This is a genomic window from Micromonospora orduensis, assembly GCF_006228125.1.
GTDB lineage: Bacteria > Actinomycetota > Actinomycetes > Mycobacteriales > Micromonosporaceae > Micromonospora > Micromonospora orduensis.
Genome location: NZ_VDFY01000155.1, coordinates 1 through 19561, shown reverse-complemented (window position 1 = coordinate 19561; position 19561 = coordinate 1). Strand labels below are relative to the sequence as shown.

At 71.3% G+C, this 19561-nt stretch carries 16 protein-coding genes, 2 pseudogenes and 1 riboswitch; of the genes and pseudogenes, 10 read left to right on the top strand and 8 right to left on the bottom strand.

What is annotated here, in order from left to right; genetic code table 11:
• The first annotated feature begins 120 nt into the window (after positions 1–120).
• Positions 121–1092, top strand: coding sequence for a YVTN family beta-propeller repeat protein (locus FHG89_RS14935; protein WP_167517432.1), 972 nt, complete (start codon positions 121–123; stop codon positions 1090–1092).
• 264 nt (positions 1093–1356) lie between these two features.
• Here the strand turns inward: FHG89_RS14935 and FHG89_RS14930 are convergent, their stop codons facing one another.
• From FHG89_RS14930 to epsC, 5 genes and pseudogenes are all read right to left on the bottom strand, one after another.
• Entirely contained in the window at positions 1357–1947 is a 591-nt protein-coding gene (locus tag FHG89_RS14930) for a NifU family protein (RefSeq protein WP_139584989.1), read from the bottom strand.
• Between the two features lie 6 nt (positions 1948–1953).
• Positions 1954–3899 (bottom strand): annotated as a pseudogene (gene feoB / locus FHG89_RS14925) (ferrous iron transporter B).
• Entirely contained in the window at positions 3896–4132 is a 237-nt protein-coding gene (locus FHG89_RS14920) for a FeoA family protein (protein ID WP_244295463.1), read from the bottom strand. The pseudogene feoB and the gene FHG89_RS14920 overlap by 4 nt, the downstream one beginning before the upstream one ends.
• A 169-nt stretch (positions 4133–4301) precedes the next feature.
• On the bottom strand, positions 4302–5225 hold the full coding sequence (gene cysK, locus FHG89_RS14915; RefSeq protein WP_139584987.1) for a cysteine synthase A: 924 nt from the start codon (positions 5223–5225) through the stop codon (positions 4302–4304).
• Positions 5222–5782 (bottom strand): serine O-acetyltransferase EpsC, encoded by a 561-nt coding sequence (gene epsC, locus FHG89_RS34440; protein ID WP_425280177.1) that lies wholly within the window; start codon positions 5780–5782, stop codon positions 5222–5224. The genes cysK and epsC overlap by 4 nt, the downstream gene beginning before the upstream one ends.
• A gap of 677 nt (positions 5783–6459) precedes the next feature.
• Between epsC and FHG89_RS14905 the strand changes: the two genes are divergently transcribed.
• The 3 genes from FHG89_RS14905 to FHG89_RS14895 all read left to right on the top strand — a co-directional run bounded on the left by FHG89_RS14905 (position 6460) and on the right by FHG89_RS14895 (position 10811).
• Entirely contained in the window at positions 6460–7866 is a 1407-nt protein-coding gene (locus tag FHG89_RS14905; RefSeq protein ID WP_139584986.1) for a nitronate monooxygenase, read from the top strand.
• 130 nt (positions 7867–7996) lie between these two features.
• Positions 7997–8110, top strand: a riboswitch (SAM riboswitch).
• A gap of 36 nt (positions 8111–8146) precedes the next feature.
• The gene (locus FHG89_RS14900) at positions 8147–9406 is read left to right on the top strand and encodes an aminotransferase class V-fold PLP-dependent enzyme (RefSeq protein ID WP_139584985.1); all 1260 of its coding nucleotides are present in this window, start codon (positions 8147–8149) and stop codon (positions 9404–9406) included.
• A gap of 397 nt (positions 9407–9803) precedes the next feature.
• On the top strand, positions 9804–10811 hold the full coding sequence (locus FHG89_RS14895) for an Acg family FMN-binding oxidoreductase (protein WP_139584984.1): 1008 nt from the start codon (positions 9804–9806) through the stop codon (positions 10809–10811).
• A gap of 179 nt (positions 10812–10990) precedes the next feature.
• On the opposite strand, the gene FHG89_RS14890 is transcribed toward FHG89_RS14895, so the two are convergent.
• On the bottom strand, positions 10991–11194 hold the full coding sequence (locus tag FHG89_RS14890; protein ID WP_208760977.1) for a hypothetical protein: 204 nt from the start codon (positions 11192–11194) through the stop codon (positions 10991–10993).
• Positions 11195–11435: 241 nt separating this feature from the next.
• Complete coding sequence (locus FHG89_RS14885; protein WP_139584983.1) at positions 11436–12248, bottom strand: DUF2249 domain-containing protein; 813 nt, start codon at positions 12246–12248, stop codon at positions 11436–11438.
• 50 nt (positions 12249–12298) lie between these two features.
• Between FHG89_RS14885 and FHG89_RS14880 the strand changes: the two genes are divergently transcribed.
• The 6 genes from FHG89_RS14880 to hemG all read left to right on the top strand — a co-directional run bounded on the left by FHG89_RS14880 (position 12299) and on the right by hemG (position 18955).
• Positions 12299–13006 carry a helix-turn-helix transcriptional regulator gene (locus tag FHG89_RS14880; RefSeq protein ID WP_139584982.1) on the top strand — a complete coding sequence of 236 codons (708 nt, stop codon included), beginning with the start codon at positions 12299–12301 and terminating at the stop codon, positions 13004–13006.
• Positions 13003–14145, top strand: coding sequence for a hypothetical protein (locus tag FHG89_RS14875; RefSeq protein WP_244295459.1), 1143 nt, complete (start codon positions 13003–13005; stop codon positions 14143–14145). Before FHG89_RS14880 ends, FHG89_RS14875 begins: the two co-directional genes overlap by 4 nt.
• Positions 14142–15383, top strand: coding sequence for a hypothetical protein (locus tag FHG89_RS33330; protein ID WP_208760976.1), 1242 nt, complete (start codon positions 14142–14144; stop codon positions 15381–15383). Before FHG89_RS14875 ends, FHG89_RS33330 begins: the two co-directional genes overlap by 4 nt.
• A gap of 43 nt (positions 15384–15426) precedes the next feature.
• On the top strand, positions 15427–16650 hold the full coding sequence (locus FHG89_RS33325; RefSeq protein ID WP_244295457.1) for a multicopper oxidase domain-containing protein: 1224 nt from the start codon (positions 15427–15429) through the stop codon (positions 16648–16650).
• Positions 16651–16658: 8 nt separating this feature from the next.
• Positions 16659–17423: a YwiC-like family protein gene (locus FHG89_RS14865; RefSeq protein WP_139584981.1), complete on the top strand. Its 765-nt coding sequence runs from the start codon at positions 16659–16661 to the stop codon at positions 17421–17423.
• 167 nt (positions 17424–17590) lie between these two features.
• Positions 17591–18955 carry a protoporphyrinogen oxidase gene (gene hemG, locus FHG89_RS14860; protein ID WP_139584980.1) on the top strand — a complete coding sequence of 455 codons (1365 nt, stop codon included), beginning with the start codon at positions 17591–17593 and terminating at the stop codon, positions 18953–18955.
• Between the two features lie 127 nt (positions 18956–19082).
• Here the strand turns inward: hemG and FHG89_RS14855 are convergent.
• Positions 19083–19529 (bottom strand): annotated as a pseudogene (locus FHG89_RS14855) (conjugal transfer protein TraC); the annotation flags it as partial.
• Between the last annotated feature and the right edge of the window lie 32 nt (positions 19530–19561).

The following is a 19561-nucleotide window of genomic DNA, read 5'->3' as shown; positions in this document are numbered from 1 at the left end:
GCCGGTGTCGCTACGATGGCCGTTCTGACCGGAGGATGCGCTTCGGCGGACAGCCCGACGGCCAGCCCGAGTTCGCGCACGTCGGACCCGTCGCCCGCAGGGCTTGCGGGTGTGGTGTGGGTGGCCAACGAGGGCGGGCACAGCCTGTCGGTCATTGACGCCGCCGCCAGCACGGTGGTGACCACGGTCGTGGGCATCGAGGCTCCGCACAACGTTCAAATCGACCGGGACGGCAACCGTGTCTACGCGGTCAGCGGACACGCCAGCACGGTGGTCGTCCTGGACACCGCCACGTATCGCCTCGCTGATGCTGCCGCCACCGGTGCCGGCCCGTCCCACGTGGTGCTGACGCCGGACGGTCAGAAGACCTACGTCACGAACTACGATGCCGGTACGGTGTCCGTCTACCGCGCCGACCTGACCCCGGCTGGCACCATCGCCGTCGGCGGCGGTCCGCACGGGCTGCGCTCCAGCCCGGACGGCACCACCTTGGTGGTGGCCAACCTCAAGGCCCGTACGGTCGATGTGATCGACGCCCGCACCGATACGAAAATCGCCGCCGTGCCGGTCGGCGGTCCTGTCGTCCAGGTGGCCGTCTCCCCGGACAGCCGGTACGCGTACGCCAGCGTCGCCCAGCCACCGAACGTCGTCAAAGTCGACCTGCACGCGCGCACGATTGCCGGGCGGGTCGAGGTGCCGGCCGCACCGGCGCAGGTCTACCTGACCCCGGACGGCAGCAGTCTGCTCTCGGCCGACCAGGGCAGCGCAGATAAGCCGGGCACCGCCCTGTCGGTGATCGACACGGCGACCATGACAGCCACCGGCGGTATCGCCACCGGATCAGGCCCGCATGGCGTGGTCGTCGATCCCACCGGCCGACGGGCGTGGGTCACCAACGTCTACGACTCCACGGTCTCCGTCATCGACCTGCCGACCCGCGCCACGGTCGCGACCGTCAAGGTGGGCAAGCAGCCGAACGGAATCAGCTACGCCCCTCGACCTCCGACGTCGGCGGCGGCCCGCGTGTCGGTGGTCCTTCCCACCCCGTCGGCTGCCTCATCCGGGCACGGCGACCACGGAGGGCACGGGTAAGCGGCGTCCGCCGGTTTCCACGCACCGCCCGGCAGGATGACCTCATGAGTACCGCACCAACGGCATGTGTTGGCGCCTCATAACCAGCCCCCTCGGTGGGCTACCGTCAACGCCGCTCGACCGATACCCGCCACCCGTATGGAGTACGGCTCTTTGACGGCGCACTGGACTTGCCCACAGCGACGTTGAATCTTGGACGAGGACGGAGGACTCGGTCAACTCCGGCAGCCCGGCGTCGTCGTGTCCTGTCCTTCCGCGACCACCTCAGTCGCGGTTCTCCCACCAGAGCCGTGGACTCGGCTTCGGGGTCGACGCTGTGGTACTCGATGAGGCGTCGACGACGGCCCGCAGGGCGGGGTATCGTCGGCGTAGTTCGCGTTCGAGGCGTTGGTGCAGCGTGATGCGGGCGGCGGGGCAGCCGTGACAGGCGCCGGTAAGGCGGACGGTCACGACGCCGTCGTGCACGCCGACCAGCTCTATGCGGCCGCCGTGGGAGCGGGCGAACTGGCCGACCGTTCCGTCGAGCAGGTCCCGCGCCAGTGTGAACAGCACCGCGTCGAGTCCGTTGTCACCGGTGTCGTGCGCCGGGATCCAGCCGGCCGGTTCGTCGAGGGCCGCGTGGATCGCGGTACGCACCCGGGACCCGTCGATCGGCCAATGGTGGCCGGGCCCGAGACCTGTCACCACCGCGGTCGGCTCCACCACGATCTCGGCGAGAGTGCCATCGGTGAGCAGTGCCGCCAGCGGTGCCGGGACCGCCGCGAGCGGGCCGACGACGGTCAGCACGCCGGCCGGGACGATCCAGCGCAGCCGGTCTGGGTGGCCGGGGTACGGCTGGGGATGGACGGGAATCACGGCGCACTACCCGGTGACCAGGCCGGTGACCGTCCTGGCGAGGTAGGCCATCAGCCAGGCCGTCACGGTGAGGTAGCCGAAGGCGACCGCGGGCCACCTCCAGGTGCCGGTCTCCCGCCGGATCACGCCGACGGTGGCCATGCACTGCATCGCGTACGCGAAGTAGACGAGCAGCGCGGCGACCGTGGGCGGCGTGAAGACGCGCTGCCCGGCGCGCGGGCCGTCGGGATAGGTCATGTCACGCAGCGCGGCGGCCGGGTCCTCCGGGTCCTCGGCGGCGGCCACCAGACCGAGGGTGGCGACGAAGGTCTCCCGGGCCGACTGGGCCGACAGCACGCCGACGTTGACGCGCCAGTCGAACCCGAGCGGGTCGAAGACCGGTGCCACCAGACGGCCGAGATCGGCCGCGTAGCTGTGGTCGACGGTGTAGGCGGACACGGCGACCGGGTCGCCGTGTCCACGCCGGCGGCGTGGGTCTGCGCAGCGGAGTGCAGCGGCAGGTTCAGCAGCAGCCACAGTGCGATCGTGGTGGCGACGATGATGGTGGAACACTTGCGGAGGAACGACCCGGCCGAACTCCACACCGCGATCAGCACCGACCGCGGGGCGGGCAGCCGGTAGGGCGGCATCTCCAGATAGAACGGCAGGAGCGCGCCACCGCGGTCGCCGAGCTTGGTGAACGCCCAGGCTGCCAGCATCGCCGAGACGGCGCCGAGCAGGTACATGCCGAACATGACCAGCCCCTGGGTGCCGAACGGGCCGACCCGCGCCGATTCGTCCACCAGCAGGCCGATCAGCAGGACGTAGACCGGCAATCGTGCGGAGCAGGTGATCAGCGGGGCCGCCATCATCGTGGCGATCCGGTCCCGGGCCGACGGCAAGGTGCGGGTGGCCATGATGCCCGGGATCGCGCAGGCGAACGACGACAGCAGCGCGACGAACGCCCGGCCCTCCAGCCCGGCGCGGGCCATCACCCGGTCCATCAGGAACGCCGCGCGGGACATGTAGCCCACGCCTTCGAGCAGCGACACGAGCAGGAACAGCAGCATGATCTGCGGGACGAAGACCAGGACGCCGCCCACCCCGCCGATCAGTGCGTCCCCGAGCAGCGACGCCAGCCAGCGGTTGTCGACGTGCTCTGCCACCAGGGCCGACAACCGGCCGAAGCCGGCCTCCACCGCGTCCTGCAGCGGCGCCGCCAGGGTGAACAGCGTTTGGAAGAACAGCACCATCACCGCGAAGAACACCAGCGTGCCCCACACCGGATGCAGCAACACGGCATCGACCCGCTGCGTCACCCGATGCTGCTCGGCGGCACGGTAGCCGGCGAAGGCCAGGACCGACTCCACCCACGCGTCGCGCTCGACCGGGTCGGCCGGCGGGGCGAGCACCGGCACCGGCCACGCCGGCCAGCCGGCCAGCGCCGCACGCAGCTGCGTGATCCCGTGACCGCGGTGCCCGACCACCGGGAACACCGGCACCCCCAGTGCCTGGCCGAGAGCCTCGACGTCCAGTGCTCCCTGGCGGCGGGCCAGGTCGTCGACGAAGGTCACGACCACACCGGCCGGCAGACCGCGGGCCAGGACCTGCCCGACGAACCCCAGCGACCGGCGCAACGTGGTGGCGTCGACCACGACCAGCAACGCGTCCGGACGCTCGACCCCGTCGAGGCGGCCATCAAGGACGTCGACCATGATCTGCTCGTCCGGGCTGACCGGCTCCAAGCCGTACGAGCCCGGCAGGTCCTCGATGACGAACCGGTCCCGGCCCACCCGGCAGACGCCCACGCACCGCGACACGGTGACGCCGGGATAGTTGCCGGTCCTGCCGCGCAGTCCCGTCAGCGCGTTGAAGACGCTTGTCTTGCCCGCGTTCGGGGCACCGATCAACGCGATCCGCGACACCCCGGCACCGACCGTGCCGGCGCCGCCGTCGTGGCAGGCGGCAGTCACCGGTCCGCCTCGGACACCTGCACGCACGCCGCCTGCGCCCGACGCAGACATACCTCGTAGTCCTTCACCCGGTAGATCACCGGATCCCGCAGCGGCGCCCGGCGCACCACCTGCACCAGAGTGCCCACGGTGAACCCGAGGTCAACCAGCCGCTCCACGGTAGCCGCGGCCGCTGCGACGACGCCGATGACGGTCGCCCGGGAACCGGGTGTCAGGTCGGCCAGAGTTCGCACGACGGACGGAACCTTCGTGCCACGCCGCCGCCCGGCATACCGTGTGCTGGTCATCCACAACCCCCGACTTGAGCGATCGATCGCACCGGACCGACATTGTTAGGTAGGCTAAGCACACACTTCGGGCCGGGCATGGGCCGTTGTGCCCGTGTCGCCGGGATTCCGCGGCTCAGCCTTCGACGGTGAACAACGGCGTGCTCAGGTAGCGCTCACCGGTGTCGGGCAGCAGCACCACCACAGTGGCGCCGGTATGCACCGGCCGCCGGGCGACCGCCACGGCGGCGTGCAAGGCCGCCCCGCTGGACACCCCGGCCAGCAGCCCTTCGGTACGCGCCAGCCGGCGCGCGGCGGCGCGGGCCTGATCCACGTCGACGCGGACGACCTCGTCATAGACCGTGGGATCGAGCACCTCAGGCACGAACCCGGCCCCGATGCCCTGGATGCCGTGCGGGCCGGCGGCGCCGCCGGACAGCACCGGCGACTCGGCCGGTTCGACGGCGACGACCCGCAGGGCCGGGTTCTTCTCCTTGAGGATCTGCCCGACGCCGGTGATGGTGCCGCCGGTGCCGATGCCGGCGACGAGCACGTCGATGTCGCCGTCGGTGTCCGCCCAGATCTCCTGCGCCGTGCTGCGGCGATGCGCTTCGGGGTTGGCCGGGTTGTCGAACTGGCGCGGTAGGAAGGCCCGCTGTTCGTCGGCGATCTCCCAGGCCCGGCGGACCGCGCCGGTCATCCCCTCAGCCGCAGGCGTCAGGACCAGGTGGGCGCCGTAGGCGGAGAGCACGGCCCGCCGCTCGGCGCTCATGCTCTCCGGCATGGTGAGGGTCAGGCGGTAGCCACGGGCGGCGGCGACCACGGCCAGGCCGATGCCGGTGTTACCGCTGGTGGCCTCCACGATCGACGCGCCGGCGGTGAGTTCGCCGCTGGCTTCGGCGGCCTCGATCATGGCCAGCGCGATGCGATCCTTGACGCTGCCGCCCGGGTTCTGTGACTCCACTTTGGCCAGCAGGCGGGCGGGCAGGTCGGCGGCGAAGCGGGTCAGCCGCACCATGGGGGTGTTTCCGATCAGCTCGGTCACGTTGTGGTAGATCATGCTGGCTCCCTGACTGGGCTGGGCACGGGGTGGGAACCGCCGTGGTGGGGCTGGGTGGTGGCGGTGGGTGCACGCAGTCGGCGACCGGCCGGAACGTCGGAGGTGACGAGGCAGTGCGCCCCCACGTGGACGTCGGCGCCGACCCGGATCGGGCCCAGCAGGGTCGCGCCGACGCCGAGCACGACCCGGTCTCCGACGATGGGATGACGCTGGACGGCCGTGCTGTCGGCTGGGCAGCCCCGGGCGCCGAGGGTGACCTGGTGGTACATCGTGACGTCGTCACCGATACACGCGGTCTGCCCGATCACCACACCGGCGCCGTGGTCGATGAACAATCGGCGGCCGATCCGGGCACCGGGATGAATCTCGATGCCGGTGAACAGCCGCATCACCTGCGACACCATCCGCGGAAACAGCGGTATCCCGCACCGATGCAGGCGATGCGCGACCCGGTGGGCCCACACCGCCCACACACCCGGGTAGAGCAGAACTTCAAGTACAGCGATGCCGGACAGGGCAGGATCGCGGCGGCATGCCGCGCGGATGTCTTCGAACACGGGCGTTCCTCTGGAGGAGGTGATAGCCACACCACGGTGGCAGGTGAGTGCTGATGGCAGTTACGAGCCGCGTCAAGGGTTCATCGGCCGTGACGACGGGTGCGGCCGGCGTAGACCACACGCGGGCAGCATCAGGTGACCTGTCAGGGAAGCCGACACCACTCGTCGAAGACACGGCGCACATGCCGGCCGCTCATCGGCACAGCGAACCGGCGACCCGCCAACGGGCGATCGACGCTCGGTTCCTCCATGCAGCCGACCCTAGAGCGGCACAACAGTCCCGATCAGGGTCCAAGGTCCCGTCACGGCAACAACGCCGGGCGGTCAGCGACGCCGGGCCGGCCGTCTACCGGCCCGTGGTCCCGGCTCTCCAGGCCCGGGACACGAAGATCACCCACTTGACAGGACCTATGCCTCTGCCAGCGCCACCGCGAGTGTCCGCAGGCTGCGAACGGCCCCATCGGACCGGCGTCAGGAGACAGCCGATGCCGCCAGGGCGAGGACGGGAGAGCAAGGATGGCAAACACCATGGCGGTGCGTACGGGTCCAGCCCCAACACTCGAGACGACCGGCAGCCCGCCCGTGCCGACCGCCGTGTCAACCGCGGACCGGTGCCGGTGAGCGCCTCGAATGCGGTTCCTCACCCGAGCCGTCCCCCGGCGATCATTCAAGGCGGGATGGGCGTCGGCGTCTCCAGCTGGCAGCTGGCCCAGGCCGTGGCCCGCACCGGGCAGCTGGGAGTGGTCTCCGGCGTCGCTCTCGACGCCCTGCTCGCGCGTCGCCTGCAGACCGGCGACGACGGCGGCCATGTCCGGCGCGCCCTGGCCCGGTTCCCGGTGCCCGCGCTGGCGCAGGCGGTACTGGACCGCTATTTCGTTGCCGGAGGGTCGCCCCCCGACCGTCCGATGCGTCCGGTGCCCAAACTCAGCCTGCGGTCCCGCCGCCAGGCGCAGCAACTGAGCGTCATCGCCAACTTCGTCGAGGTGTTCCTCGCCAAGCAAGGCCATGACGGTCCCGTCGGGGTCAACTACCTGGAGAAGATCCAAACGGCCACCCCGGCCGCGGTGTACGGAGCCATGCTCGCCGGCGTCGACTTCGTCCTGATGGGTGCGGGCCTGCCCACCGAGATCCCCCGCCTGCTGGACGCGCTCGCCGTGCACCAGCCGGTCCGGCTGTCCGTGACCGTGCATGGCGCTCTACCGGGCGACGACCACCACGTCACCCTCGACCCGCAAGAGGTGTTGGGTGAGACGCCGAGCCCTCTGCGTCGGCCCCGGCTGTTGGCCATCGTCTCCTCCGCCACCCTGGCCCTCTACCTCGCCCGCGACCCGGTGACCAGCCCGGACGGCTTCGTCCTGGAGGCACCGGTCGCCGGTGGGCACAGCGCCCGGCCGCGCGGCCGGCTCGCCCTCGACGACGACGGCGAGCCCGTGTACGGCCCGCGTGACCACATCGATCTGTCGAAGGTCGCCGCGCTGAACCTGCCGTTCTGGCTCGCCGGCGGCCAGAGCAGCCCGGAACAGCTGCTCGCGGCCCGCGCCGCGGGCGCGGCGGGCGTCCAGGTCGGCACCGCGTTCGCGCTGTGCCGCGAATCCGGCCTCGACGACAACCTGAAACGACAGCTGCTGCGAGAAGCGGCCGAGCGAACGCTGGTGGTGCGCAACGACGTCCGGGCGTCCCCGACGGGGTTCCCGTTCAAGATGGTGTCCCTGCCCGGCACCGTCGCCGACGACCAGGTCTACGCCGACCGGCCCCGACTGTGCGACCTCGGCTACCTGCGCACCCCGTTTCGCCGCGACGACGGCACGGTCGGCCACCGCTGCCCGGCAGAGCCGGTCGACGAGTACGTGCGCAAAGGCGGAACGGTCGAGGACACCGTCGACAGCCGATGCCTGTGCAACGGCCTGGTCGCCACGGTGGGCCTCGGCCAGCGCCGCGCCGACGGCTACCTCGAGCCACCGCTGGTGACCCTCGGCCAGGACGTCGCCTTTCTGCCCCACCTGACCCGGCAGAGCGACCACTACACCGCCGCCGACGTCATTCGGTACCTGCTCACCGCACCGCGGACACCCACCGGACCATGAGGTCGCCAGACCGGCGTCAGCGGCACCCGCCCGGCCCGCACAACCCACGCAGACCGGGCCGTTGTACCCCGATCTCCTGGGGACTGTCGGCCCTGCCGCCGCCGCAACGGGTCACCGTAGTGTGGATGACGGTCACGAGTGCCAGCGACAAGCCCCGGCTTGCTGGCCGGCAACCCTCCTACCGCGGCGGGGTGCCTCCGGGGACGACCTGGTCCCGCCAACACAGGCGGGACAAGCGCGGACCGGGATGTGCCGGTCCCGGACACCTTGTGGAGTCGCCATGCCACCGCTTCCTACCCCGGTGAGCCTTGCTCCGGTGAGCCCTGCCCCGTCGCCCGTGCCGCTGCCGGTGCTGGGAGCCGATATCACCGTGCCGGTGACCGGTAACCGGACGGTGCCGTACGCGAACCTCGATATCGCGGCGACCGCGCCGTGCGCCGTCTCCGCTGCCGATGCGGTCAACCGGCTGTTGCCGTCGTACGCCAGCGTCCACCGGGGGGCGGGTGTGCTGTCCGCACGGTGCACGCAGGCGTACGAGCAGGCCCGGGAAACCGTGTGCCGGTTCCTCGGCTGCCGCCCCGGCGACGAGGTCGTCTTCACCCGTAACACCACCGACGCGCTGAACCTGCTCGCCGGCGCCGTGCCGGCCGACACCGTGGTGGTGACGTTCGTCGCGGAACACCACGCCAACCTGCTGCCCTGGCGAACAGTGGTGCGCCTGCCACTGCCGAGCAGTCCGGACGAGGCCGTCGCGGCGATCGACCAGGCCCTGCACCGGCACGGCCCGGCGTTGGTCGCGATCACCGCGGCCAGCAACGTCACCGGGGAGGTCTGGCCGGTCGCGGACATCGCCCGGGTCGCCCGCCGGCACGGCGCCCGGGTGGCCGTCGACGCCGCGCAGCTCGCCGCGCACCAACCGGTCAGCCTCGCCGACCTCGACGTCGACTACATCGCCGTGTCCGGGCACAAGCTGTACGCACCGTTCGGCGCCGGAGTCCTCGCCGGGCGCGCCGACTGGCTCGACGCGGCGCAGCCGTACCTGCGTGGCGGCGGCGCCTCCACCCAGGTGAATTCTGTCGGCACGGCGTCCTGGGCCGTGGGTCCTGCCCGGCACGAGGCCGGCACCCCGAATCTACTCGGTGCGGTGGCGCTCGCCGCCGTGTGTGCCGCCCTGACCCCGCTGCACTGGAAGGCCCTGCTGGTGCAGGAACAGCACCTGCTCGGCGAGTTGCGCGCCGGACTCGCCGCCGTCCCCGGTGTGCGGGAACTGCGGCTGTTCGCCCCTGAGCATCCGCGCGTCGGGATCGTCAGCTTCACCATCGACGGGCTCGACTCCGCGCAGGTCGCCCGGCGGCTGGCCGATGAGCACGGCATCGGGGTACGCGCCGGGCTGTTCTGCGCCCACCCGCTGACCCGCCACCTCCTCGACGCTCATACCGCAGCGCCGAGCACTGCGATACGCGCGAGCTTGGGCGCGGGCACCAGCGGCGAACACGTCCACCGGCTGGTCACCGCGGTACGCGCGATCGCAACGCCATAGATCGGGTCCACGCAACAGCTCTGAAGGGTGCAAACCCGTCGTGATACCACGGTCACACCGGCCACGATCGCAGCCTCAGCCCGGGAAACGTCGACCACAGGTGGGTTACTTACATCGTGCCCGGCACGCTTCTTATCGGACACCTCACCGAGATAGGGCGTGGCAGCTTCGTCCGGGCGGGGTAGCACCCGACGCGATCGCTACACGAATGTCGCGGTGTGCCCCGGCATAGGGTCGAAAGGCCCTTCCTGTAGCTGGGAACTCACGCCGATGCTCAGGTGACCGACCGTCGGAACGGCAGAGTGATCGACACCTGGGCAGTCGGCCACGACCGACGCAACGCGAGACGGCAGCCCTAGTCACGGCGGGACGCCGGCGTCCGGCCATAGGAGAGATTATGACCGACAGACGCACCGCACCGCCGGGTGACATCCCACCTCCACGGCCCACGCGGGAGACGATAGAGGGCTGCGTCCGGTCGGCTACCACGGCACCGTCGCTGCACAACAGCCAGCCATGGCTGTTCCGAATCCGCGAAGGCGTGGTCGACGTGTACGCCGACCCGCGCCGGCAGTTGGAGGTCCTCGACCCGACCGGTCGGGAACTGCTGATCAGCGTCGGCGCGGCTGTCCTCACCCTGGCCCTGGCACTGCGCGGGGCCGGCCACCGGGCGGACATCGGCATCTTTCCCGATGATGGGCAGCCGGACCTGGTGGCGCGGGTGACCGTCGGACATCCCGCACCGCTCAGCTCTGCCGAGGAGTCTCTCGTCGCAGCGATTCCGCACCGGCACACCAACCGGTACCCGTTCACCTCCTCCTCACTCCCCGCCGACACGCTCGAGCAGCTGATCGACGCCGCCCGGCACGAGGCCGCCGTACTGACGGTGGCCAATCCGGTCAGCCGTAACGCGATCATCGGCCTGTCTCAGGCCGCCGACCGCCGGCAACGAGCCACGGGCGGATACCGCGCGGAGCTGGCCCGCTGGACCACCCACCGCACCCAGCATCACGACGGCGTACCCCCATCGGCGATCGGCCCCTGGGACGCCATGGAGATCATGCCCATCCGCGACTTCGGGTTGCTGCAACCCCATCTCACCAGGGCGCCCGAAACGTTCGAGACCCATCCGACCATCATGGTGCTGACCACTGTCGGCGATGTCCGCACGGACTGGGTCCGTGCCGGGCAGGCACTGCAGCGGGTCCTTCTGACCGCGACCTGGCTCAACCTCGCCACCACACCGATCAGCCAGCCCGTCGAGATCCCCGCGATCCGTACGCAGCTGAGCGACACGGCCAAGGGCCGCTGGGCGCAGATGGTTCTGCGGATCGGGTACGGCCGTCCCGCCGCCGCCACGCCCCGGCGCCCACTGTCCGAGGTCCTGTTGCCCTCGAACGAGTGAGGTCCACGGAGACGCATCCGCCCTCAGTCGCTCGATGGGCCGGGCGGCGTTCTCGAAGCAAATAGCCGTCGGGGCGTCGTGCTATCGCCGGTCACCGACCGTTGGGCCGGCCGGAAGAAGGCTGCCCGCTCGGGTACGGACAGCGTCGACGCTGTCCCAGTCGGCGCCGCTCAGGGTGGTCAGCGCTGCCGGGAAGACACCGTCTTGCTCTCGGTTTGCGGACCCAGAACGGCGGCGATCCGGCGCGCGGACTCAGCCATCGTGGCGACATCACCGGCGGTGTGGGCGGCACGCACGTCCCCGATCATGTTGACGACCATGTCGTGTTCGCGCGTCAGTTCGTCGATCGCGGTGACGGACTGACAGCCGCAGTACTCACACATGAGCAGCCTTTCCAGGAACGGGCCGATGAAGCGTCACCATGACCAACGCCGAAGGCAGCCCCGCACATGCCCCGGCATCGCGTGGTAGGCACCACGGAAGCCGCCGGGCCGAACACTCAGCCACACCGGTGACTGGTCGATGAACACCGGTGCTGCACCGCCTCCGGTCGGTGCCGGGCAACAACCGCACCGAGGCGCCTGGGCGGTCCGCTCACCGCCCAGGCACGGCCGTGGAGGCGGTTCAGGCTGGGACGGGCTGGCGGTGCAGGCGGATCTGCCAGACATCCGGACCGTTCTGCAGCCATTGCCCGGCCACCTGTCCCGCGTAGCGGCTGTCGATCTCGGCGAGAAGCGGCAGCGGAGCGTGCGGGGCGATCAGGACGAGCGCGGCGTCGGCGGGCAGGGCGTCGAGGGCGGCGAGGACGCGGGCGTGTCGCTGGTCGTGCGGCAGGTCGCGGACGTCGAGCCGAGGATCGATAGCAAGCGGCGGCGCCTCGCCGTCCGCCGCGCCGGGGGCGTCGCCGCCGCAGCCGCAACCACCGCAGCCGCAGCCGCCGGCGGCCCCGGCTTCGGTTTCCGCGCCGATGATGTCGTGCATGCCGTCGAGTAGCCCGGCCAGCGACACCTCGTCGGCGGCGACCAGCAACGGCACGACCAGGTCGTTCTCCTTGGCGAGGTGGCTGGCGAAAACCGCCTGCAGGGCGCGGGCGGTGGCTGCCGCCACGACCGGAGACGCTGCGGTTTCCAGGTCGGTTACCAGGGCGGCGATGACGCGGTGTTCACCGAGCATGCCGTCGACGAGCAGTTTCCCGGCCGGCAGGTCGGCGGCGGCCGGGTACAGCGACGCCTCTTCGGCGTAGGCGTGCGGCAGCAGCTCGTCATGCAGCCACGTCGTCAGCTCGTCGCGGTGGGCCCATACCTGCCGCAGGATGCCGGCGTCGGCGGCGGTGATCAACCGGGTGACATGACCGTTCAGGGTGGCGGCGAGTTCGCTGTGGTGGCGTACGACGGCCTGCGCGGCTTGCTGGTCGTCGACGGGGTCGGACTGTGACATGGAACCCTCCCAGGGTTTTGATGCCGTTCGGCGTTATAACGTTAACCATCATGGAAACACAGCGGACAGGCCCCAGTGGCGAGACAATCGACACGCCGCGCCACCGGGCGCTGGGTTCGAGCAGCCGGGTGACGATCCTGCGGTTGGTGCGGGCGGCCGAGGGCGGTGTCACGGCCGCTGAGGTGGCGGCTCGGACCGGGCAGCATCTGTCCACGACCCGCGCGCACCTGGACCGGCTCACCGAGGCCGGGTTGCTGGTGAAGGCACGGGCCAGCGGTGGTCAGCCGGGCCGCCCCGCGTGGCGGTACCGGGCGGCGGCGGCGGACCCGGCGCCGGCGCCGTACCGGGCGTTGGCCGCCGCCTTGCTGGAGCATCTGTCCGGCAGCGGTGGCGATGTCCGCGAGGCTGCGGCCGAGGTGGGTCAGGGATGGGGCCGGCACCTGGCCGAGGCGAGTCCCGACCACGATGATCCGGTCGACTCGGTGATCACGGTGCTGGACGGGCTCGGCTTCAGCCCTCGCCGGGAGCCGCCCGACAGCGGTGACGGCGCGCAGGTGAACCTGTACACCTGCCCCTTCCTGGAGCTGGTGGGTCAGAGTCCCGACGCCATGTGCGGACTGCACCTCGGGGTGGTCCGCGGCATCCTCGACCGCGACGGCGTACCCGGGGAGTCCGTGGTGCTGGAACCCTTCGGCGCGCCGGCCGCGTGCGTCGTGCGCCTGCCGGCACCGGTACGGCCGGCCGGGCAAAGGTCATGAGCCGCTCGGCGGGGGTGGCGGTCCGGTGGCGGCTGCCCGCGCTCGCCGCCGCGGCTCTGGCGTTGCTGGCTGGTCTGTACACCGGTCTGCTGCTGCTCGGCGCGGCGGTGCCCGCTCCCGCGGTGGCGGTGGAGCGGGTGCACGGGCCGCTGATGGTGTTCGGCTTCGTCGGCACCCTGATCGCCCTGGAACGCGCCGTGGCGCTCGGCGCCCGTTGGGGAATGCTGGCTCCGGCGTGTTCCGGCGCGGGCGCGCTGGTGCTGGTGACGACCGGACCGAGCTTGGCCGGCAAGATGCTGCTCATGGTGGCGTCGGTGGCGCTGCTCGGCATCTACCGGGCCTTGTGGCGGCGCCAGGCCGGCATCTCGTTGCTCGCCCAGGCCTGCGGCGCGTTCGGCTGGTACGCGGCGACACTGCTGTGGCTGGCCGGATATCCGATCGCCGAGATCGTGCCGTGGATGGTGGTGTTCGTGGTGGCGACCATCGCCGGCGAACGCCTCGAACTTGCCCACGTCGCGATACGCGACCGCAGCGCCGAACGCTGGTTCCTGGCCGCCCTGGCCGCCCTCCTGACCGGTGCCACCGCGACCCCCCTGTGGCCCGCGACCGGAGCGCACCTGTTCGGTGCCGGGTTGCTCGCGATTACAGCCTGGCTGGTTGTCTTCGACGTCGCCCGCCACACCGTACGAGCGAAAGACCTGCCTCGCTACATCGCCGCAGGCCTGCTGGCCGGCTACGGATGGCTGGCGTTGGCCGGGCTGCTGTGGGCCGGCGCCGGCCCCGCCCTGGACGGTCCCCGCTACGACGCCACGCTGCACGCGGTCTTCCTCGGCTTCACCATTTCCATGATCTTCGTGCACGCCCCGGTGATCCTGCCCGCCGTGCTGCGCCGGCCCCTGCCCTACCACCGGCTGCTGTATGTCCCGCTGGGCCTGCTGCACGCGTCGCTGCTGGTACGCGTCGGTCTCGGTGACGCGGCAGGCATGGAACAGGTGTGGCGCTGGGCCGGCACCGTCAACGTGGTCGCGGTGCTCGCTTTCGCCGCGTGCGCCGTCACCGTGTCGCGGCGGCGGAACCCTGCATCAGCGACACGAGCCGCTGCGCCGAGTCGACCGGCCGCCGTGATGGCCGGGTCATGAAACTCACCCTCGGTCAGGATGTGCCGGCAGCCGACAGTGGTGCCGGCGGCACCGGGCGGGCTCGCTGGCATCGCCGCGCCGGCATGCTGCCGCTGGCGTACCTGGCGGCGCTGGTCGCCGTCGCGCTGATCCACCCGGTCCTGCCGTCCTGGCGGTGGCTGGCCATCCACCTGCTGCTGCTCGGCGCCGTCACCAACGCCATCGTGATCTGGAGCGCCCACTTCACCACCGCGGTGCTGCGCGCACCCGCGACGGCCGGCCGGCGCTGCGAGGCGCTGCGGCTCGCCCTGCTCAACACGGGCGTGATCGGTGTTCTGGCCGGCGGCGCGACCGACCGGCCGTGGCCGGGCGTCGCCGGAGCCGGGCTGGTGTTCGCCGCGGTCGTCGCGCACCTGGCGTGGCTGGCCGCCCGGCTGCGGGCTGCCCTACCGGCCCGTTTCACGGTCACCGTGCACTACTACGTCGCCGCGGCGGCGACATTGTTGGTTGGTGTGCCGGTCGGCGCGTGGATGCTCGTCGCCGACAACCACAGCCGGCCGCGGCTGCTGCTGTTCCACGCCCACGTCAACCTGCTCGGCTGGGTGACGCTGACCGTGCTCGGCACCCTGCTCACGCTGTGGCCGACCGTGCTGCGCGCCCGGATGGCCGACGGCGCCACCGCCGCCGCTCGCCGCGCGCTGCCGGTCGCGGTCGCCGGGCTCGCGCTGCTCGGCCTCGCAGTGCTGGCCTGGTGGCCGCCGCTGGCCGCCGGCGGGCTGGCACTGATCGCCGTCGCCGTCGTCCTCGTCGGCCGTCCCGCCGTGCAGACCGCCCGCCGCAAGACACCGGCCTCCTTCCCCGGCTGGTCCATCGCCGCCGCCAGCGGTTGGCTCCTCATCGCCCTCGGCGTCGACGCATGGACGCTGCTGTCCGCTCCCGGCGCGGCGGTGGCGGCCGACCGCTTCGGCTTCGTGCTGGTCCCGCTGCTGGTCGGCTTCGTCGCGCAGACCCTGCTCGGGGCGATGGCATACCTGCTGCCCGTGGCGTTGGGTGGCGGCCCGGCCGTCGTGCGGGAACGCACCGAGCGGCTGGACCGGCGCTGGGCCCAGCGGGTGGCCATGGCCAACGCCGCGCTGGCCGTCTTCGTCCTGCCTACACCGCCGTACGTGCGGATCACCACCTCTCTGCTGATCCTCGCCGCCCTGCTGCAGTTCCTCATCCCCGCCGTCCGCATTCTGCTCGCCCGGAGACGACCGTGACACCACCACCCCCCAGGCCACACTCGCCTCCGCTACGTCCGACGTGACCTGGAACGGGCACACCACCACCGTGACGGTCACCGCCGACGGCATGCGCTTCCACCCCGACACCATCACCGTCCCGGCCAGCGACCGGCTGATCATCGAACTGACCAACAACGACCGGCGCCGCCACGACCTCGTCCTGGCCACCGGCCCGACATCCCCCACCCTGGCAAGCGGCGACACCGCCCGCCTGGACGCCGGCGTCATCGGCAGCGCCGTCGAGGGCTGGTGCTCGTTGCCCGGCCACCGCCAGGCCGGCATGCGGCTGACCGTGACCACCACCGGTACCGGCACCGCCGAGCAGGCCGCAGCCGCCGGGCACGACCACGCCGCCGCTCCGGGCTCCAGCACGCCGGCCATCGACGCGATGGCCGAACCGGCCGAGGGCTTCGTCGCCCGCGACGCGTACGCGCCGGTGCTGCCCACCGGCCGGCTGCACCGCCTGGACCTGCGGGTGCAAGAGGTGCAGCGCGACGTCGCCCCAGGCGTACGGCAAAAGTTGTGGACGTTCAACGGCACCACCCCCGGCCCGGTACTGCGCGGGCGCGTCGGAGACACCTTCGAGATCACCCTGATCAACGACGGCAGCATCGACCACGGCGTCGACTTCCACGCCGGCGCGCTCGCCCCCGACGAACCCATGCGACCGATCGACCCCGGGCAACGGCTCACCTACCGGTTCACCGCCACCAAGGCCGGCATCTGGATGTACCACTGCTCGACCATGCCGATGCTGCACCACATCGGCAACGGCATGTACGGCGCCGTCATCATCGACCCACCCGACCTGGCCGCCGTGGACCGCGAATACGTGCTGATCCAGTCCGAGCTGTACCTGGGCGCGGAGGGCGAATTCGGAGACCTGGCCAAGATGCAGGCCGAGCAACCCGACGGCGTGGTATTCAACGGCTACGTCGCCCAGTACGCCCACAGGCCGCTGACCGCCCGCGCCGGCCAGCGCGTGCGCATCTGGGTGCTCAACGCCGGACCCAACCGCACCAGCGCCTTCCACATCGTCGGCGCCCACTTCGATACCCTCTACCGGGAAGGCCAATGGCAGCTACGCCGCAGCGACCCCGGGGCCGCGCAGGTACTCGACCTCAGCCCCGCAGCCGGCGGGTTCATCGAAACGGTCTTGCCCGCACCAGGCCACTACCCGTTCGTCAGCCACGTCATGGTCGACGCCGAACGCGGTGCCCGCGGCACCATCCAGGTCAGGTGAACCGCCAGATGACAACCGCACGCACCAGCACTGCCACCCGCAGGCCGCCAGCTCGCCGCAAGACGGCACGGCAGTTCATTCCACCGCAGCACGGAGCCTGGGCCATGCTTCTCGTCCCCTGGCTCACCGGGGTCCTGATCGCGGGGTTCCACTGGGCGCACCTGCCACTGCTCGTCGCCTGGATCGCCGGCTACCTGCTGTCCTACTACGCCTTGCAGGCCATCAAGACCCGTCGGCTGTCCCGCGTCAAGCCGCAACTGCTGCTGTACGGGCCGATCACCGCCGCACTCGGCCTGCTCCTTGTCACCGTCCGACCACAACTGCTGATCTATGCCCCCGCCTACGCGTTGCTGCTGGCCCTCAACGTCTTCTACGCTCGGCGCCGCCGTGAACGGGCGCTGCTCAACGACCTCACCTCCGTCATCCAGAGCTGCCTCATGGTCTTCGTCGCAGCCACCGTCGCGGGCATCGGCATCAGCCACGTCGTACCGGCCTTCACCGCTGTCCTGCTGTACTTCACCGGCACGGTCCTCTACGTCAAGACCATGATCCGCGAACGCGGAAACGCGTCGTACTACTGGGCATCGGTGATCTATCACGTCTTCGCGGTGGGCGTGGCGGCCTTCCTCAGCATCCCGATCGCCGCGGTTGTCGCTCTCTTGCTGGTCCGCTCGGCCGCACTTCCCCGCTACCGGCTGACACCGAAACACGTCGGCATCATCGAGATCGTGGCTTCTACGCTCGTGCTCATCACCGCCGTGGCCACCCGATGACTACTCCGCCGATCCAGCCGGTGACGAGCCTCGGCGCGGGGTGTCGACCGACAGCCGGTCGAAGGGGCTCGTAGGACGTCAGTTCCCGTTGAGGGCTCCCGGCCGAAAGAGCCGTGCTGTCTGGAAGGTATCGAGAACGCCGTGCTGTCTGGAAGGTATCGAGAACCATGCGCAAACGCGTAGCAATCATCGGCGGTGGGATCACCGGGCTGGCCGCGGCGGTGCGGATCCGCGACCAGGCGCCACCGGACACCGACATCATCGTGTACGAGCAGAGCGGCGCGCTCGGCGGCAAGTTGCGCACCGGTGAGCTGACCGGTGCGACCGTGGAACGCGGCGCCGAGGCGTTCCTGGCCGGCGCGCCGGACGGAACGGAGTCCGCAGCCGTACACCTCGCCCGACGGCTCAGTCTGGGCGACGCGCTCGTGCACCCTTCAGCGGTCCAGGCCGCCCTCGCCGTCGGCGGACGCCTCGAACCGATCCCGGCCGGCACGCTGATGGGCATCCCACGCGCGTACGACGGCGACGACCGCGACACCGGCACACCACTGCTCGGCCCACACGACGACGTCACGGTGGGCGCACTGGTCCGCGCACGCTACGGCGACGACGTCGTCAACCGGCTGGTCGACCCGCTGCTGGGCGGCGTCTACGCAGGCCAAGCCGACCAACTCTCGCTCGCGGCGACCATGCCAGCACTCGCCGCGGCAGCACGCACCGAGCACACCCTCACCGCGGCCGTCCGAGCCGCACAGGCCGGCACCGTGCGAGTGCCCGGACGACCGATGTTCGCCACCATCAACGGCGGGCTGAGCCGACTCGTCGAGGCAGCCGCCGCAGCGAGCGGCGCCCGCATCAACCTCGGCCTGCCGGTCCACGGACTGGCTCGAACGGAGAACGGCTGGCGGCTGCAGCTCGCTGCGGCGCCGGCCGGGCACGTCGAGGACGTCGACGCGGTGGTGCTGGCCGTACCCGCCACGGCGGCCTCGCGACTGCTGCGCAGCGCCGGAGACACCTCCGGCTCCGCCGTGGTCGGCGCGTTGAGCTATGCGAGCGTCGCGCTCGTCGCGATGGCGCTGCCCTCCGACACCCCACTGCCGGAACTGTCCGGGTTCCTCGTGCCGCCGACGGAGGGCACGCTGGTCAAGGCGGCAACATTCGTCACCCGCAAGTGGCCTGCACCAGGTCCGCCCGACGCATCGGTGATCATCAGAGCCTCGCTCGGCCATGCCGGCGACCAGCAACGACTGCAACACGACGACACCACCCTCGCCGAGCACGCTCACACCGAGCTGGGAACGCTGCTCGACGCCGACCTCCCACCACCGATCGCGTTCTGGGTGCAGCGTTGGGAGCATGCGCTCCCCCAGTACCGCACCGGGCATCTCCAACGGATCGCGTCCGCCCGGGCCGGCCTGCCACCCGGTCTTGCCCTCGCCGGCGCAGCGTACGACGGGATCGGCATCCCGGCCTGCATCACCAGCGGGGAGGCAGCCGCCGACGATGTATCCAAGTACCTCGCATGCCCGTAGCGACTCAGCGCCGGCTCCGTCCGTGACAACCGCACAGTCGGGAGCTGGATGAGGTAGACGATCCGGTGACCCGTTGTAGCCGTACCTGGTCGGCAGCGCAGATGCCGAAGCCGACTCTCGCCCAGCACGCGCCGCTGGCGCCGTGGACGGTCAGGTACAGGCCGAGGCGAAACAGTCGGGCCTCACCTCGGGCCACCCGCGTGGCCAGCTCGGCGGCGTCGGCCGCGGCGGCGTCGAGGTCGGGATCGTCGAGGCGACCCTTGGCCGCGTCCTGGCGTCGGGAGGACTCGAACCGGCCGCGCTGCTTGCGCAGCCGCTCGGAGGCCACCGCCGGCGGGACCGGCTCGACGTGGAAGGCGGCGTCGACCAGGCCCGGGTAGGACAGAATCGGCTCGGCCCACCCCGGGCCGACCTCGGCCGGGTAACCGACGACGGCCAGAGTGGCGCTGTAGCCGTCCCCGACCCGCACGTGTCGGCCGTCGACCTCGACGGCGTTCGGGGAACCGGGCAGGATCGTGGCCGACTCGGGCAGGGCGGGCCGCCGTTTCGGCAGCAGTGCGGACAGCAGGCTCACCGCTGTTCACCTCCGTCAGATGGGGCGTGGGG

Coding starts and splice junctions, on each gene's coding strand:
- FHG89_RS14880 (WP_139584982.1), top strand. CDS start 12,299: ATGGAAACACAGCGGACAGGCCCCAGTGGCGAGACAATCGACACGCCG.
- FHG89_RS14905 (WP_139584986.1), top strand. CDS start 6,460: ATGGGCGTCGGCGTCTCCAGCTGGCAGCTGGCCCAGGCCGTGGCCCGC.
- FHG89_RS14895 (WP_139584984.1), top strand. CDS start 9,804: ATGACCGACAGACGCACCGCACCGCCGGGTGACATCCCACCTCCACGG.
- FHG89_RS14865 (WP_139584981.1), top strand. CDS start 16,659: ATGACAACCGCACGCACCAGCACTGCCACCCGCAGGCCGCCAGCTCGC.
- FHG89_RS14885 (WP_139584983.1), bottom strand. CDS start 12,248: ATGTCACAGTCCGACCCCGTCGACGACCAGCAAGCCGCGCAGGCCGTC.
- FHG89_RS14900 (WP_139584985.1), top strand. CDS start 8,147: ATGCCACCGCTTCCTACCCCGGTGAGCCTTGCTCCGGTGAGCCCTGCC.
- FHG89_RS14875 (WP_244295459.1), top strand. CDS start 13,003: ATGAGCCGCTCGGCGGGGGTGGCGGTCCGGTGGCGGCTGCCCGCGCTC.
- cysK (WP_139584987.1), bottom strand. CDS start 5,225: ATGATCTACCACAACGTGACCGAGCTGATCGGAAACACCCCCATGGTG.
- FHG89_RS33330 (WP_208760976.1), top strand. CDS start 14,142: ATGAAACTCACCCTCGGTCAGGATGTGCCGGCAGCCGACAGTGGTGCC.
- hemG (WP_139584980.1), top strand. CDS start 17,591: ATGCGCAAACGCGTAGCAATCATCGGCGGTGGGATCACCGGGCTGGCC.
- FHG89_RS14890 (WP_208760977.1), bottom strand. CDS start 11,194: ATGTGTGAGTACTGCGGCTGTCAGTCCGTCACCGCGATCGACGAACTG.